Below are 15,367 nucleotides of genomic sequence, written 5' to 3'. Positions count from 1 at the left end.
CGCCCACCGGCCCTGCGTCCCGGCGACGCGGTGATGCTGGTGTCCCCGTCCGGGCCGACCCGTCCCGAACGGGTGGCCCGCGGCATCGAGCTGCTCACCGGCTGGGGGCTGCGGCCGGTGCCCGCGCCGAACGCGTACGCCAGGCGGGGTTACCTGGCCGGCGACGACGCGCTGCGGGCCGCGGACCTGAACGCGGCGTTCGCCGACCCGGAGATCCGCGGGGTGATCTGCACCCGGGGCGGCTACGGCGCGCAGCGGGTGGTCGACCTGATCGACATGGCGGCGGTACGCCGGGATCCGAAGGTGGTGGCCGGGTTCTCCGACATCACCGCGTTGCAGTTCGCGCTCTGGCGGGGCGCCCGCCTGGCCGGGGTGCACGGGCCGGGCGCCGCGTGGCGGGACGAGCGCACGCCGATCCGCTCGGCCGAGTCGCTGCACGCCGTGCTGACCAGCGCCGAGCCGGTGACGGTGACGGCGGTCGAGGCGGAGGAGACGTTCCCGGTGCGGGTGCCCGGCCGGGCCGAGGGCCGGCTGCTCGGCGGCAACCTGTGCCTGATCACCGCGTCCATCGGCACCCCGGACATGCCCGACCTGACCGGGGCGATCCTGCTGGTCGAGGAGGTGCAGGAGCCGCCGTACAAGATCGACCGGATGCTCACCCACCTGCGCCGCTGCGGTGCGCTGGACGGGATCGCCGGGGTGGCGGTCGGCCAGTTCACCGAGTGCGCGGACGGCTGGGACACCACGGTCGTGGACGTGCTCACCGACCGCCTGGGCGACCTGGGCGTGCCGGTCCTCGGCGGCCTGCCCATCGGCCACGGCCCCAACCAGCTCACCGTCCCGGTGGGTACCCCCGCCACCCTGGACGCCACCACAGGCACCCTGACGGCGACCGCCGCCGTCCGCCAAGGCTGAGGCCCACCCCGGCGATCATGAGGTTGGCGGCAGTTCAGAGATCCACAACTGCCGCCAACCTCATGATCAACGCGGCGAGGTCGTGAGGTGGGCCACGGCGCCGATCTCCAAGGCGGCCCAGACCGCGCCGTCGGGGGTGACCGTCAGGCCGTGGGGTTCCGAGGCCGGGGTGGGCAGGGTGTGGGCGGTGATGTGGCCGTCCGGGTCGATGTGGCCGACGCGGTTGGCGCCCCACTCGGTGAACCAGCAGCCACCGGCCGGATCGGCGACGATGGCGTGCGGGCGCGCCGCCCGGTCCGGCAGCGGGAACTCGTCGATCCGCCCGTCCGGCATTATCCGGCCGATCTGCCCGGCGACGATCTCGACGAACCAGAGCGCGCCGTCACCGCCCCGGGTGATGCCGACCGGCCCGGCCGCCTCGGTGGGCAGCGGATGCACAGTCACCGACCCGTCCAGGCCGACCCGGGCGATCGCGTTCGCCTGGTTGAGCGTGAGCCAGAGCGCGTCGTCCGGGCCGGCCGCCAGCATCGACGGGAAACCCTTGGTCACCGGCAGCGGGAAGGACGTCACCTCCCCGTCGACGCTCACCCGGCCGACCGTGTCGTCGCTCATGCCGGCGTACCAGAGCGCGCCGTCCGCACCGACCACCAGCCCGCAGGGGCCGCAGCCGGGCGGCAGCGCCACCGAGCCGGTCTCGCCGTCGACTGTGATCCGGCCGAGCCGGTCGTCGCCCGAGCGGGTGTACCAGAGCGCGCCGTCGGGGCCGCCGACGATGATCAGCGGGCGGCTGCCGGGCGGGTCGTCGCGGTAGGTCCGTACCTCACCGTCGAGGCCGAGCCGGGCGACGCCGCCGGAGCCGGCCAGCGCCAGCCAGAGCGCGCCGTCGGGCCCGACCGTGATCGAGTACGGCCCGGAGCCCGGCCCGGTGAGCGGGATCTCGCGGATGGCGGACTGTGTCATCGAGTGGCCTTCCGTCGGGTTTCGCCCAGCCTCGCGGGCGCTCCGGCACCCCGGCAACACGAATAATTCGGGCTTTCCGGACGGGATTGCCAGCTCGCTGACAGGTTAGCCACGGGTGGCCCTCAGTTCCGGCGACCACTGTCGGTGACGTCATCGCACCACCACCGAACAGGAGAATCGCATGATCCGCACGATGTCGAAGAAGCACCTGCTGGCCGGCCTGGCCGCCGCCGGCGTGCTCGGCGTCGGGATCGCCGCCCCGACGGTGGCGCTCGCCGACGACAAGAGCCCGAACCCGTCTTCGAGCGCCAGCAGCACCACCGACCAGGGTGACGACCGCCGCCAGAAGCACGCCGACCGGCAGGCCGAGTTCGCCGAGGCGCTCGCCAAGGAGCTGGGCGTCTCGACCGACAAGGTCACCACGGCGCTGGAGAAGCTGCACGAGCAGCGCCAGGGCGATCGCCCGGAGCGGCCGGAGCGGCCGTCGACCGAGGACCGGCAGGCCGCGCTGAAGGAGCGGCTGGACCAGGCCGTCACCGACGGCAAGCTCACCCAGGAGCAGGCCGACGCGGTGCTCAAGGCCGCCGAGGCGGGCGTGTTCCCGGGCCCGGGCAAGGGCGGCCCGGACGGCAGGCCCGGCCACCACGGCAAGGGTGGCGACAAGGGCGGCCCGGAGGGCAAGGCCGACCAGGGCGCCGAGGCCGAGCAGGAGGGCCAGGGCGGCAAGTGACGCGGTGGCCCCGCCGCCCCTCACCGGCCGTTCCCTCCTCCTGGCCGGCGCCCGGCGGGGCCACCCACGCCTGATCCCCTCGGACCGCGGCGGGGTGGTGGTGCACTCGCACCGCCACCCCGCCGCGCCCGTGTCAGCGCAGGTACGGCCCGTCCGCGCCGATCTTGCCCGGCGCCGGGTTGCCGGGCAGGTCGAGCACGTAGACCCGGAGGTTGCCCTTGCCGCCGGCCGCGGCGGTGAGCGTGCCGTCGGTGACCGTCTTCACGTCGCCGGTGACCGCGTCCACGTACCGGCCGTTCGGCACCCCGCGGAACGTGGCGCCGCCGGACACGGTGACCAGCGCGAAGCTGTCCACCGCGCCCTGGGTGAAGCGCCGCTTGTACGCCATCGCGCCGCTCACGCCCTCGGTCGAGTACTGCCCCTTCTGCAGGGCCGGCACTGCCCGCCGGATCAGGTTGAGCCGTTGCACGTGCTTGACCAGCGGCTGGGCGAGCGTGGTGGCCACCGCCCCGCCGGCCGAGCCGACCACCCCGAAGTCGGCGGCGGTGACGCTGCCGGCCAGGTGGTCGCCGTAGTAGGCCCGCCCGGTGGTGGCGAGCGGGCAGGTCGGCCCGCAGTCGATCCGGGCGCCCTTGCGGAACTCGATCTCCGAACCGTAGTAGAGCGTCGGGATGCCGCGGAACGTCCACATCAGGCTCATGTTCTCCGCCCAGGCGTCGGTGCCGCCGGTGTACCGGGTGGAGGACTTGTTCGGCCCGTAGTCGTGGCTGTCGACGTAGACCACGTTGTACGTGGCGTCGTTGTAGCTGTCGTCGGAGTCCTTCCCGTTGCCGAACGCGTTGCCGGCGTCGGAGAAGTTCATGTGCATCCGCATGTCGATGACGTTCATGCCGGAGAACTGCGAGCGGTCCGGCGCGTGGTACGTGTTGCCGCGCAGGAACGCGTTGTCGGTGGTCGGCTGCCCGTTCGGGCCGAGCAGCTGCTCGTGGTCGTACTGCTCGATCGCGGCGCGTACGTCGTCCGGGCTGTACTCCTTGCGCTCCTTCCAGGTGAAGAACTGCGCGGAGTGGTTGACCGAGCCGCGGTTCCACTTGTCGTTGACGAACGCGGCCACCTCGCCGAAGACGTAGAAGTCCTTGCCCTTCTCGCCGAACCGGGCGACCGCGTGCTGCTGGATGGCGGGCAGGAAGCGCCGGTTCCAGGTGACCCGGGGGATGTGCACGGCGGTGTCGATCCGGAAGCCGTCCACGCCCATGTCGATGAACCGGTTGTACGCGTCGATCAGGTACTGCTGCACGGCGGCGTTCTCGGTGTTGAAGTCGGCCAGGTCCTCGTGCAGCCAGCAACTGCGTGAGTCCTCACCCTCCCAGTTGCCGATCCAGCACTGGTGGTACTTGTCGGCGGGGAAGAGCTTGCTGGTCGGGACCGGCCACTGGCACTGGTAGAGCGTGTAGCCCTCGGGGCTGCGCCCGCCGGTCGGCGTACCCCAGTTCAGGCACTGGTTTCCGGCCGGCGCGGCGGACGACCACACGTCGCCGTTGTAGGGCCGGCCCTTGGCCTTGGCGTTCTGCGCCGGCGTGAGCGCCGGGTCGTTCCCGGTCGCCTCGACCATCGGGTCGTACTCCCGGCCGGCCTGCGGCTGGTCGTAGTACCACTTCCACTGGTCGTCGCGGGTGCCGTAGACGGTGGGCGTGAACAGGCCCTTGGCGCCCCACCGGGAGCTGTGGTTGTAGACCACGTCCTGGAAGATCTTGATGCCCTTGGCGTGCGCGGCGTTGATCAGGTCCTGGTAGGAGGCGCCCGCGCTCTCCAGCCGCGGGTCCACCCGGTAGAAGTCCCAGCCGTGGTAGCCGTGGAAGTCGTAGTCGGACCGGTTGAGCACGACCGGGGTGATCCAGAGCGCTGAGAAGCCGAGCGCCTTGATGTAGTCGAGTTTGTCGACCAGCCCCTTGAAGTCGCCCCGGAACATCGGGTCGTCGTTGGCCGCGTTGCCGGAGGCGACGTGCTGGCTGCCGCCGCGGTTGTTCGTGGGATCGCCGTCGGCGAACCGGGCGGTCATCACGAAGTAGATGGTGTCCTCGCGCGGGTCGCCGCCGAGCGGGGCACCGCCGGTCTGCGGGGTGCCGGTGGTCGCGGAGGCGGGCGCACTCGCCGCCGACCGGTTGCCGGCCGCGTCCAGGGCCCGCACGGTCCAGGTGTACGCGGTGCCGGGCCGCAGGTCGTACGCGACGTGCCGGGTGGTGGCGCTGGTGACCGTGGTGCCGCCGGCTCCCCCGGTGCGGGTCAGCTCGTACCCGGTGACGCCCCGGTCGTCGGTGGCGGCGGTCCAGGTCAGGGTGACCGCCAGACCGTCGGCGACGGCGGTGAGGCCGCCCGGCGTGGACGGCGGGGTGGTGTCCGGGGTGACCGGCGCGCACGGGTCCGCGGCGGCGGCGGTGACCCGGCCGTTGTCGACGACGCTGCGCCCCGCGCCCAGGGTGTAGTCCGCGCCGCCGTTGTTGTCCCAGGCGCCGGCGGTGTTGTTGAACGCGGCGGTCAGGCCGGTGGCCGTGCCGAGGTCGACGATCCGGCGGGCCCAGCCGGCGCAGCGCGTCTCCATGGCGACGCCCGGCGCGGTGGTCCAGGTGCCGCCGGCGGGCCGGTAGTGCAGGTTCGCGGCGGTCCAGCCGCGCGGCGTGAGGTGGTACCAGACCTCGGCGGTGTTTCCCGGCGTCGGGCTCGGCGCGACAGTGGCGGACGGGCTCGGAGTCGGGGTGCCGGACGGCGACGGGGTGGCGCACGGGTCGCCCGTGCCGATCCGGCCGGCGGCGACGGTCACGGTGCCGGCGCCGAGGCGGTAGTTGGCGCCGTTGTTGTTGTCCCAGACGCCGCTGCCGTTGGTGAAGACGACCTGGGCGCCGGTGGCAGCGCCCAGGTCGACGGTCTTGCGACGCCAGCCGGCGCAGGCGGTGTCCATCGGCACGCCGGGCACCGGCGTCCAGGCCTGCCCGTCCACGCCGTAGTGGATGTTGACGGACGTGCCCCAGGCGGCCGGTGGCTGGTAGTAGACGGTGACGGTGTTCGCCGCCGCGGCGGCGGTGAACGGCAGCAGCGCGGCGAGCACGCCGGCGGCGAGCGCGAGCGCTCCCCACCGGCGGCGGTTGGTGGTGGTGCCCCTCATGGCGCTCTCCTGACACCCACGCCCGCACGACGGGCGCAAGGGGATGAAGGCGTTGCAAGAACTTGCGACGCGTGGTGCCAGGAAGTTACCAGCTTCGATTCCACGAAACCAGTGGTTCACAGTAGACATGGGCGTAACGGATTGCACGGCCCGCAACGACTTGCTCCCGGTCGGCGACCGGCCGGGCCGGGAGCAAGGGCGCGGCGCTCAGCCCTCGGCGGGCGGGGTGAACACGCCGAGCAGGTTGCCCGACGGGTCGCGCAACAGGGCACGCACCAGACCGGTCGGTGTGGTCACCGGCGCCGTCAGAACGGTGCCGCCGGTCGCCTCCGCCCGGCGGCAGGTCTCCGGCACGTCCGTCACCTCGGCGTAGAAGATCGCGTAATTGCCGGTGTCGGTGTCCCGGATCGCGCCGCCGATCCCCCGCTCACCGCCGGCCGCCGTCTGCCGGTACGACAGGCCCGGGCCGCCCTGCTCGTCGAAACTCCAGCCGAACAGCTCGGAGTAGAACCGCTGCGCCTCGTCCGGGCGGTCGGAGCCGATCTCGAACCAGGTCACGGGCGTGCTGGACATGCTGCCTCCTCACCGCGCCGGCCGGTCGGCCGACGTCGTCAGGAACCAGCCTCGCGGGTGTCCCCGACAGCGTCCTGTCGGTGTTTCTCCGCCAGCTCGGCCCGCTCCCCCACCAGCAGATCCAGCCGCCGTGCCCGGTCGAGCCGGTCACCCTGGTGGCGCGCGACGAATCCGGGCAACGTCACGGGCACCTCCGGCACGAAGCCTCGTTCGCGCAGGCGGATCACCGCTTCGATCGTCGCCGGATGGAGTGGGTCGGGCGAGACGACCTGGGCGGCGATCACGTCACCCACCACCGCAGCGAACCTGCGGTCCGCCGCCCCGTCGGCCCCCATCGCCCGCTCGACGCACTTCAGTAGCGCGACGCAGACCCCCGTGTCCGTGACCAGGGAGATCCGGCAGGCCGACAGCACATCCGCGACCACCTCCGCGGAAGCCTCGTGGTCCAGGGCGAGCCGGTCCAACAGGAGGCGCAGGAAGGCCGCCCGGTCCCAGGACGCGACCAGATCCGCCACCTCATCCGTCAGCCGCACGCAGCGCAGGTACACGTCCCGGCGCTGCCGCTGACTCGTCGGTCGTAACGGCAACAGCCATGCGGTGAGCAACGCCCGGGCGGCCGAGAAAGCCGGGCCGCCCGCCGGAGTCTGGTAGGCCGTGAGCGCGGTGTGCAACTGGTCGATCATCGGTTCCAGCGCGTGCAGCAGCATCGTCTCGCCCCGGTCGCAGCTCAGGTGTGCCGCCCGCCGCAGACGCGTCAGCACCTCCACCGGGAGCCGGTAGCCGGATCCCGGCCCGCCGGTCGGCAGCCCGGACACCCAACCCGGGTCCGGCTCGGGGGGTACGGCGAGCCGGCCGTCCACCCGGATGCGGACGTCCCGGGTCGACGCCTCACCCGTTCGCTCCAGGGCGAGCAGGTCGGCGAGGCTGTCCCACTCGTCGGCGGCGAGCTGTGACCGCCACAGCCCGACCTGGGCGCGCCACTCGTCCACCGGGGCCACCGCCTCCGGGAACAGCTCGTGCCCGGTCACCTCCCCCGCCGCCGACAGGACGAGCAGCAGCAGGTTCGCGCTGTAGGCGGCGTGGCGGGCGGCCACCCGCAGGCGTCGGGGCCGGTAGCCGTCGAAGCGGCGCGGCCCGGCCTCGTACGCCGCACCCCGGAACAACCGCAGCAGCAGGTGGACGGAGGTGCCGCGCTGTGCCTCACCCCACCCCGCCACCTGTTCGACGAGGAAGCCGAGGACGGTGGCCCGGCTGGTCAGCACCGCGTGCGACAGCAACGCGTGCAACAGGTCGTCGGTGGCGGGTCCGCCGCCCCAGGACAGGCTGGCGGCGGACTCCCGGGTCACCAGGTCGGCCACCACCTCAGCGGTGAGCCGCGCGACCAGGAACTCACCGAACGTCGCGTGCAGGAACTCGTACGTCTCGCGGCGCCGCTGCTCGGCGGCGACCTGTGCCCGGTGGACGAAGAAGAACCGGCCCAGCACCAGCTCGGCGGCCGGTAACGAGACGCGCAGCCCGTCCGGCCGGACCTCCGCCGCGCCGGCGATGGGCAACGTCGCCAGGTCGGCGCCCAACTCCTCGGCGGTGACCCACTGGGTGCCCCGGTTGAACATCGCGAACGCCACCACGGCGAGCCGGCGCAGCTCCGCCTCCACAGCCCGCTCCAGGTCCGGCCCGGGCAGGCCCGCGCGGTGCTTGCTCACCTCCCGCCGGGCGAAACGCCGCAGCAGCCGCTCGTACAACTCGCCACGGCGCAACTCCCCGGCCTGACGCAGGTCGCGTCCCTCGGCGTCGTAGAGGGCGAGCATCATCAGCAGCAGCGGCTGTTCGGCCAGTTCCCGGTGGGACAGCACGATGGCCGGATCGAGCGGGCGCGCACCCGGGACCCGGAACGCGGCCGCGTTGACCCGGTTCCAGGAACGCACCCAGGCCTCCACGCGTGGCTCGTCGAACGGTTCCAGCCGCACCGCCACGGTGCCGGGCGGCGCCTGCGCCCGGTCGGCCACGCTGGTGCGGCTGGTCACCAGCACCGCCACCGGCCGTCCCTGGGCCGCTTCGCGACGCTGGAAGGCCACCACCCGCTCCAGGTAGTCGCTCTGGCTGACGCCGGTGGCCTGGAGCAACTCGTCGAAGCCGTCCAGCAGCACGACCGGCAGCGCGTCCCCCGCCGAACGGGCCAGCGCCGGCCACTCGAGACGCTCCCCGGTGTCGTTGCGGATCGCCTGCTCGATCTGGTCCTGCAGGTCGCCGGCCGCGTACACCTCGCGGAGCACCACCCGGACCACGAGGAAGTCCGCCGCCGGTAGCTGGGCGGCGAGGGCCCGGGTGAGCACCGACTTACCCGATCCGGGCTGCCCGAGGACCAGCAGCGGCGCCCGGGTCCCGCCGGGCCCGGTGAGATGGACCACCAGGGACTGCCAGAGATCGACCCGCACCGGCTGTCCGGCCCACCAGGTCTCGTCGCCGGGACGCGCGAGCGAGCCCAACTCGGCGATCCGGCACAGCGGCGGCACGTACGCCTCGCCGAGGGTCGGCACGGTCAACCCCGCGGGCACGTCACCGGAGGAGATCACCGGCCGACGCAGCTCGGCGGCGTACGCGGCGGCGAGCGCGGCCCGGCGCGGGTCCGGGGCACGGCCGATGGACAGCTCGGCCAGGGACTGCCGCAGGTCGGCCAGTCCGAGCGACAGCCGACGCACCTCCGCCCGGGTCGCCTCGTGCTCGTGCAGGTCGAGCCAGAGCGACACCTCCGGGAAGTCGGCGGCGAGTCGGGTGAGCAGGTCCCGGTGCCGGTCGGCGGCGACCGAAGGCAGCCGCAGCAGCGCCCGGCGGACCGGGAGGCTCCCGTCGACGTCGCCCAAGCCGGCGAGCCCGTCCAGGAAGTAGACCAGCGGCCGGAGCAACCCGTCGTAGTAGCGGACGAGCGCCTCACGGAGCGCGGGATACGGCAGGTGCGGGCCGGGCAGCGGCACGGGGATGGCGAAGAGGTGGTCGTCGACGTCGTCGTCGGGCAGCACCGGCCCGGCCCCGGCCAGCGTCACCTGCTCCGCCGCGGTGACGCGAAGCTCCTCGACATCGAACGGGAGGTCGATCTCGCGGAGCGCCTCGAAGAACGCGGTCACCGCGATCACCGCGTGCGCCGCCTCCAGCCGCTGCGTCCGCCCGTACCGGGACAGCCCGGAGCGCTTCTCGGACGCCGTGCGCACCAGCTCGTGGCCGAGCCGGACGAACTCCGCCTTGGCGTCGAAGATGCCGAGCAGCGCCGGCACCGGCACCGACGCGACCAGCAAGGCGCCCCCGGTCAGCTTGTCGAACCAGTCGACGACCCTGCTCTTCTCGCCACCGAGCAGGCGCACGGCGTCGGCATAGCTGAGCGTGTCGGGCACCGGCGTTCCTCCCCAGGGACGGCAGACCCACCAGGATCGCCGAGGCAGGCGACCCGCGCTGTCGGGTTTCAGACCAGGGTGAGCGGGCGCACCCGGTCGACCGGCACGTCGAGGTCGCCGGGACGCCACTCCCGGGTCACCGGCTCGGCGCGCGGGTGCACCGAGCGGATCCGGTCGGTGCGGAAGCAGCGCACACCGTCGCGCAGCCGGCACCAGGCGACCAGGTACCAGTGCACCGAGTTGCCCAGGTAGGCCAGCGGCTCCACGTCGCGCGCCGAATCGGCACCGCCGCGGTCGGCGTACCGCAGGCGCAGCACCCGCCCGGCGGCGACCGCGTCGGCGACGGCGGCCGGGACGGGTGTGCCCGGCCCGTCGCCGACCAGGTGCACCCGGCCGGCGAGCCGGTGCGCCTCGGCCACCGCGGCCGGCGGCATCACCGCGACCAGCTTGCGCAGCGCGGCGCCGGCCGCCGGGGCGAACGGTGAGCCGCCGAGCCGGTGCAGCGCGACGGCCATCGCCACCGCCTCGGCCGGTGTCAGGTTGACCGGCGGCAACGTGCGCGCCCGGTCGACCACGTAGCCGCCGGTGCGGCCCGGCTCGGCCCAGATCGGCACCCCGGCGCCCTGCAACGCGGAGATGTCGCGCTCGACGGTGCGGGTGCTCACCTCGAAGCGGCGGGCCAGCCAGGTCGCGCTGCGCGGGCGCGGCGAGACCGCCCGCAGCTCCTCGACCAGGGCGTAGAGGCGGTCGGTGCGGTTCACCCCCGGACGCTAACCCGGGGGTACGACACCCCTCAGGCGATGCAGGCGCAGACGATCAGCGCGGCGCCGAAGTGGGTGGCGGCGCTGACCCGGGCCGCCGGGTGCGGCTCGTCGGCGGCGATGACGTCGCCCAGCTTGCCCGGGGTGAGCAGGTCCAGCACCAGGAACGCCAGCGCCATCACCAGCAGGCCGACCAGCCCGAACACCACAGTGGACGCGAGCCCCTTGGCGAACGAGCTGTAGCTGGTCAGCACGGCGGTGAAGACGATGCCGGCGATGCCGAGCTGGTTGGCGGCGAGCAGCAGCGCGGCGTTGCCGTTGCGGCGCACCCAGATCAGCTCCCGCAGCTTGCCCGGGGTGAGCAGGTCGACGAGCAGGAATCCGGCTGCCATCAGGGCGACCCCGACCATCCCGAACACGATGCTCTGCCACGCCCCGTCGAGCAGATCTCCCAGCACCAACGCCTCCCCGGCTCACGCCGCCCGGCGGTGGTGCCGGGGCGGTGCCGCAGACGATAGCGGCACCGCGCCAGCGTGATCTAGAGCGAGAGGTAGCGCTGCCGCTCGTACGGGGTGACCTCGCGGCGGTACTGCTCCCACTCGGAGCGCTTGTTGCGCAGGAAGAAGTCGAAGACGTGCTCGCCGAGCACCTCGGCCACCAGCTCCGAACCGGCCATCACGTCGATCGCCTCGGCCAGGTTCTCCGGCAGCGCCTCGTACCCCATGGCGCGGCGCTCGGCGCTGCTCAGCGACCAGACGTCGTCCTCGGCGCCCGGGGGCAGCTCGTAGCCCTCCTCGATGCCCTTGAGGCCGGCGCCGAGCATCACCGCGAACGCCAGGTAGGGGTTGGTCGCGGAGTCCAGCGAGCGGACCTCGACCCGGGCCGAGTTCGGCTTGCCGTACGCGGGCACCCGCACCAGCGCGGACCGGTTCAGGTGACCCCAGCAGACGTACGCGGGGCTCTCGGTGATCCGGTCCGGCAGCGCCTGCGGGAACAGCCGCTTGTACGAGTTGACCCACTGGTTGGTGACGGCGGTGTACTCCCGGGCGTGGGTGAGCAGCCCGGCGATGAACGACTTCGCGACCTTGGAGAGCTTCATCGGGTCGCCGGCGTCGTGGAACGCGTTGCGCTCCCCCTCGAACAGCGACAGGTGCGTGTGCATGCCGCTGCCCGGCTGGTCGGTGAACGGCTTCGGCATGAAGCTGGCCTGCACGCCGGTGGAGAGCGCGACCTCCTTCACCACGTGCCGGAACGTCATGATGTTGTCGGCGGTGGTGAGCGCGTCGGCGTAGCGCAGGTCGATCTCCTGCTGGCCCGGGGCGACCTCGTGGTGGCTGTACTCCACCGAGATGCCGATCCGCTCCAGCGCCAGCACGGCCTGGCGGCGGAAGTCCCGCGCGACGGCGTGCGTGGTGTGCTCGAAGTAGCCGCCGGTGTCCACCGGGGTGGGCACCGAGCCGTCCTGCGGACCGTTCTCCAGCAGGAAGAACTCGATCTCCGGGTGGGTGTAGAAGGTGAAGCCCTTGTCGGCCGCCCGGGAGAGCATCCGGCGCAGCACGTGCCGCGGGTCGGCCCAGGAAGGGCTGCCGTCGGGCAGCATGATGTCGCAGAACATCCGGGCGCTCTCGCCGCTGACCCCGCCCTCGAACGGGAAGACCTGGAACGTGGTCGGGTCCGGCATGGCCACCATGTCCGACTCGAACACCCGGGCGAAGCCCTCGATCGCTGAGCCGTCGAAGCCGATGCCCTCCTCGAAGGCCGCCTCCAGCTCCGCCGGGGCCACCGAGACGCTCTTGAGCGTGCCGAGCACATCGGTGAACCACAGCCGGACGAAACGGATGTCCCGCTCTTCCAGCGTGCGGAGGACGAACTCCTGCTGACGGTCCACTTCCACCCCTCGTGACACGTACGTCCGCACCGGTCGGGCCGGCCCGGCCTGACCGCCCAGTCTCCACCGGGCTCGTTACGCCGACGTTACGCCTTCCCCGGCCGGCCGTCCCGCCGTGTCCGGACGGGCGGGACGCGCGCTGCGCCGCCCCGGTCTCCCGCGACCTGTCGGATTCGGCCCGGACGGCTGGGGGAAGATAAACGCATGCCCACCCTGCGTCTCGCCCTGTGCCAGGTCAACCCGACGGTAGGCGACCTCGCCGGAAACGCCGGCCTGGTCCGCTCGTGGACCCGTCAGGCCGCCGACGCCGGCGCCCAGCTCGTCCTGTTCCCCGAGCTGATGCTCACCGGTTACCCGGTCGAGGATCTGGTGTTCCGCCGCTCGTTCGTGGCCGCGTCCCGCGCCGCGCTGCACCGGCTCGCCGCCGACCTGGCCGCCGACGGCCTCGGTGACCTGCCGGTCCTGGTCGGCTACCTGGACGCGGACGGCCCTCCCCAGGTCAGCTCGGACGCGGAACCGGGCCGGGGCGCCCGCAACGCGGCAGCGGTGCTGCACCGGGGCGAGGTGGTGGCCACCTACTTCAAGCACCATCTGCCCAACTACGGCGTCTTCGACGAGGACCGCTACTTCGTGCCCGGTGACACGCTGACAGTGGTGCGCGTCGGCGGGGTGGACGTGGCGCTGACCATCTGCGAGGACCTGTGGCAGGCCGGCGGGCCGTTCGCGGTGGCCCGGGAGGCGGGCGTCGGGCTGGTGCTGAGCATCAACGGCTCGCCGTACGAACTGAACAAGGACGACGCGCGACTGCCGCTGGTGCGCCGGCGCGCCGCCGAGGCCGGGGCCGCCATCGCGTACGTGAACATGGTCGGCGGCCAGGACGAGCTGGTCTACGACGGCGACTCGATGGTCGTCGCCGCGGACGGCATGCTGCTGACCCGGGCGCCGCAGTTCGTCGAGCACCTGCTGGTGCACGACCTGGAGCTGCCGGCGGCGACCGGGGCGCCCGGCGGGACCGTCGCGCCGGCCGACGGGATGCGGGTGGCCCGCCACGAGATCCCGGCGATCCCGGCCGCGCCGTCCGGTCCGGCTGCGGACGGCGGGATCATCGAGCCGGTCGCCGACGAGGCCGAGGTGTGGCACGCGCTGGTGCTGGGCCTGCGCGACTACATCGACAAGAACCGCTTCCCCTCGGTGGTGCTGGGCCTGTCCGGCGGCATCGACTCGGCGGTGGCGGCGGCCATCGCGGTGGACGCGGTGGGCCCGGAGCGGGTCGTCGGAGTCTCGATGCCCAGCCAGCACTCCTCCGAGCACTCCCGCACCGATGCCGAGGACCTGGCGAAGCGCACCGGCCTGGACTACCGGGTCGAGCCGATCCAGCCGATGGTGGACACGTTCCTGGCGAACATGTCGCTGTCCGGAGTGGCGGTGGAGAACCTCCAGGCCCGGGTACGCGGCGTGATCCTGATGGCGCTGTCGAACCAGGAGGGCCACCTGGTGCTCACCACCGGCAACAAGAGCGAGCTGGCGGTGGGCTACTCGACGCTCTACGGCGACTCGGTGGGCGGATACAACCCGGTCAAGGACGTCTGGAAGACGCTCGTGTGGCGGCTGGCGAAGTGGCGCAACACGGACGCGGTGCGGCGCGGGCAGACGCCGCCGATCCCGGAGAACTCGATCGGCAAGCCGCCGTCGGCCGAGCTGAGCCCCGGCCAGCTCGACAGCGACACGCTGCCCGACTACGACGTGCTCGACCCGATCCTGATCGGCTACGTCGACGGCGACCTGGGCCGTGACGGCCTGGTCGAGTCCGGCCACGACCCGGCCGTGGTGGACAAGGTGCTGCGGATGGTGGATACCGCCGAGTACAAGCGACGGCAGTCCGCGCCCGGCACCAAGATCTCCATGAAGGCGTTCGGGCGGGACCGGCGGCTGCCGATCACCAACCGGTGGCGCGAGGACGGCTGACCGCTCCCCCGGGCCGGGGAGTGACATCCTCCACTCCGACCTGCCCGCGGCCCGCCGCCCGGTGCGACGATCGCGGGGAACCCGGGGACCGCGTGCGCGGCCTCGAGGAAGGAGATTGTCATGGTGGAGTCCACCCCGGCCGAGGTGGCCGCCCTCTACGGCGGGCCGGCCACCCGGCGGGTACGCACCCGCGACCTGATCGCCGCCAAGGAGCGCGGCGAGCGGTGGGCGATGCTGACCTCGTACGACCAGTACACGGCCTCGATCTTCGACCAGGCGGGGATCCCGGTGCTGCTGGTCGGCGACTCGGCGGCGAACAACGTCTTCGGCTACGAGACCACGCTGCCGGTGACCGCCGAGGAGCTGCTGCCGCTGGTGCGTGCCGTGGTACGGGCCACGAAGCACTCGCTGATCGTCGGTGACCTGCCGTTCGGCTCGTACGAGGAGGGACCGGCGCAGGCGCTGCGCACCGCGGTGCGGTTCATGAAGGAGGGCGGCTGCCACGCGGTGAAGCTGGAGGGCGGGCGACGCTGCGCCGCCCAGATCGAGGCGATCACGGGCGCCGGCATCCCGGTGATGGCGCACATCGGCTTCACCCCGCAGAGCGAGCACACGCTCGGCGGCTACCGGGTGCAGGGCCGGGGCGAGGCCGCCGAGGAGGTGCTCGCCGACGCGCGGGCGGTGGCCGAGGCGGGCGCGTTCGCGGTGGTGCTGGAGATGGTGCCGGGTGAGGTGGCCAAGCGGGTCACCGCCGAGCTGCCCATCCCCACCGTCGGCATCGGGGCCGGCCCGGACACCGACGGGCAGGTGCTGGTCTGGCAGGACATGGCCGGGTTGCGGACCGGCCGGGCGCCGCGCTTCGTGAAGCGGTACGCCGACCTGGCGGGCGCGCTGACCGACGCCACCCGCCGGTTCGCCGACGAGGTGCGCGGCGGCGAGTTCCCCGCGGCCGAGCACACCTTCTGAGGTGTAAGGAAGGGCCCCTTCTTAACGCCTGGCGTAGAGAAGGGGCCCCTTTTTAACACGCGC

The 15,367-nt window shown here is 73.0% G+C and carries 11 protein-coding genes; 4 read left to right on the top strand and 7 right to left on the bottom strand.

Features of this window, described 5'->3' with window-relative positions:
- Positions 1–33: 33 nt before the first annotated feature.
- Positions 34–915 (top strand): LD-carboxypeptidase, encoded by an 882-nt coding sequence (locus tag BFV98_RS27205; RefSeq protein ID WP_369830091.1) that lies wholly within the window; start codon positions 34–36, stop codon positions 913–915.
- 66 nt (positions 916–981) lie between these two features.
- On the opposite strand, the gene BFV98_RS27200 is transcribed toward BFV98_RS27205, so the two are convergent.
- Complete coding sequence (locus BFV98_RS27200; RefSeq protein ID WP_071098234.1) at positions 982–1,875, bottom strand: virginiamycin B lyase; 894 nt, start codon at positions 1,873–1,875, stop codon at positions 982–984.
- A gap of 181 nt (positions 1,876–2,056) precedes the next feature.
- On the opposite strand from BFV98_RS27200, the gene BFV98_RS27195 reads away from it, so the two are divergent.
- Positions 2,057–2,605 (top strand): hypothetical protein, encoded by a 549-nt coding sequence (locus tag BFV98_RS27195; protein ID WP_013287758.1) that lies wholly within the window; start codon positions 2,057–2,059, stop codon positions 2,603–2,605.
- Between the two features lie 133 nt (positions 2,606–2,738).
- On the opposite strand, the gene BFV98_RS27190 is transcribed toward BFV98_RS27195, so the two are convergent.
- The 6 genes from BFV98_RS27190 to glnA form a co-directional block, all read right to left on the bottom strand.
- Positions 2,739–5,765 (bottom strand): carbohydrate binding domain-containing protein, encoded by a 3,027-nt coding sequence (locus tag BFV98_RS27190; protein ID WP_071098233.1) that lies wholly within the window; start codon positions 5,763–5,765, stop codon positions 2,739–2,741.
- A gap of 207 nt (positions 5,766–5,972) precedes the next feature.
- On the bottom strand, positions 5,973–6,338 hold the full coding sequence (locus BFV98_RS27185) for a VOC family protein (RefSeq protein ID WP_013287760.1): 366 nt from the start codon (positions 6,336–6,338) through the stop codon (positions 5,973–5,975).
- 38 nt (positions 6,339–6,376) lie between these two features.
- A complete protein-coding gene (locus tag BFV98_RS27180) occupies positions 6,377–9,724 on the bottom strand; it encodes an NACHT domain-containing NTPase (protein WP_071098231.1) in 3,348 nt (1,115 codons plus the stop codon).
- 68 nt (positions 9,725–9,792) lie between these two features.
- The gene (locus BFV98_RS27175) at positions 9,793–10,485 is read right to left on the bottom strand and encodes a YafY family protein (RefSeq protein ID WP_071098229.1); all 693 of its coding nucleotides are present in this window, start codon (positions 10,483–10,485) and stop codon (positions 9,793–9,795) included.
- Between the two features lie 32 nt (positions 10,486–10,517).
- Positions 10,518–10,943: a DUF350 domain-containing protein gene (locus tag BFV98_RS27170; RefSeq protein ID WP_071098227.1), complete on the bottom strand. Its 426-nt coding sequence runs from the start codon at positions 10,941–10,943 to the stop codon at positions 10,518–10,520.
- A gap of 80 nt (positions 10,944–11,023) precedes the next feature.
- Positions 11,024–12,373 carry a type I glutamate--ammonia ligase gene (glnA, locus tag BFV98_RS27165; protein ID WP_013475676.1) on the bottom strand — a complete coding sequence of 450 codons (1,350 nt, stop codon included), beginning with the start codon at positions 12,371–12,373 and terminating at the stop codon, positions 11,024–11,026.
- A 204-nt stretch (positions 12,374–12,577) separates the two neighbouring features.
- Between glnA and BFV98_RS27160 the strand changes: the two genes are divergently transcribed.
- The gene (locus BFV98_RS27160) at positions 12,578–14,338 is read left to right on the top strand and encodes an NAD+ synthase (RefSeq protein ID WP_071098225.1); all 1,761 of its coding nucleotides are present in this window, start codon (positions 12,578–12,580) and stop codon (positions 14,336–14,338) included.
- 120 nt (positions 14,339–14,458) lie between these two features.
- Complete coding sequence (gene panB, locus BFV98_RS27155) at positions 14,459–15,304, top strand: 3-methyl-2-oxobutanoate hydroxymethyltransferase (RefSeq protein WP_013287765.1); 846 nt, start codon at positions 14,459–14,461, stop codon at positions 15,302–15,304.
- Positions 15,305–15,367: the final 63 nt, after the last annotated feature.

Source organism: Micromonospora sp. WMMB235, from assembly GCF_001855515.1.
Classification (GTDB): Bacteria; Actinomycetota; Actinomycetes; order Mycobacteriales; family Micromonosporaceae; genus Micromonospora; species Micromonospora aurantiaca.
This window is presented reverse-complemented; position numbering and strand designations above follow the sequence as displayed.

Excerpts from the sequence above, each read along its gene's own strand:
- BFV98_RS27205 (WP_369830091.1), top strand. The coding sequence starts at position 34 with ATGCTGGTGTCCCCGTCCGGGCCGACCCGTCCCGAACGGGTGGCCCGC.
- BFV98_RS27200 (WP_071098234.1), bottom strand. The coding sequence starts at position 1,875 with ATGACACAGTCCGCCATCCGCGAGATCCCGCTCACCGGGCCGGGCTCC.
- BFV98_RS27195 (WP_013287758.1), top strand. The coding sequence starts at position 2,057 with ATGATCCGCACGATGTCGAAGAAGCACCTGCTGGCCGGCCTGGCCGCC.
- BFV98_RS27190 (WP_071098233.1), bottom strand. The coding sequence starts at position 5,765 with ATGAGGGGCACCACCACCAACCGCCGCCGGTGGGGAGCGCTCGCGCTC.
- BFV98_RS27185 (WP_013287760.1), bottom strand. The coding sequence starts at position 6,338 with ATGTCCAGCACGCCCGTGACCTGGTTCGAGATCGGCTCCGACCGCCCG.
- BFV98_RS27160 (WP_071098225.1), top strand. The coding sequence starts at position 12,578 with ATGCCCACCCTGCGTCTCGCCCTGTGCCAGGTCAACCCGACGGTAGGC.
- panB (WP_013287765.1), top strand. The coding sequence starts at position 14,459 with ATGGTGGAGTCCACCCCGGCCGAGGTGGCCGCCCTCTACGGCGGGCCG.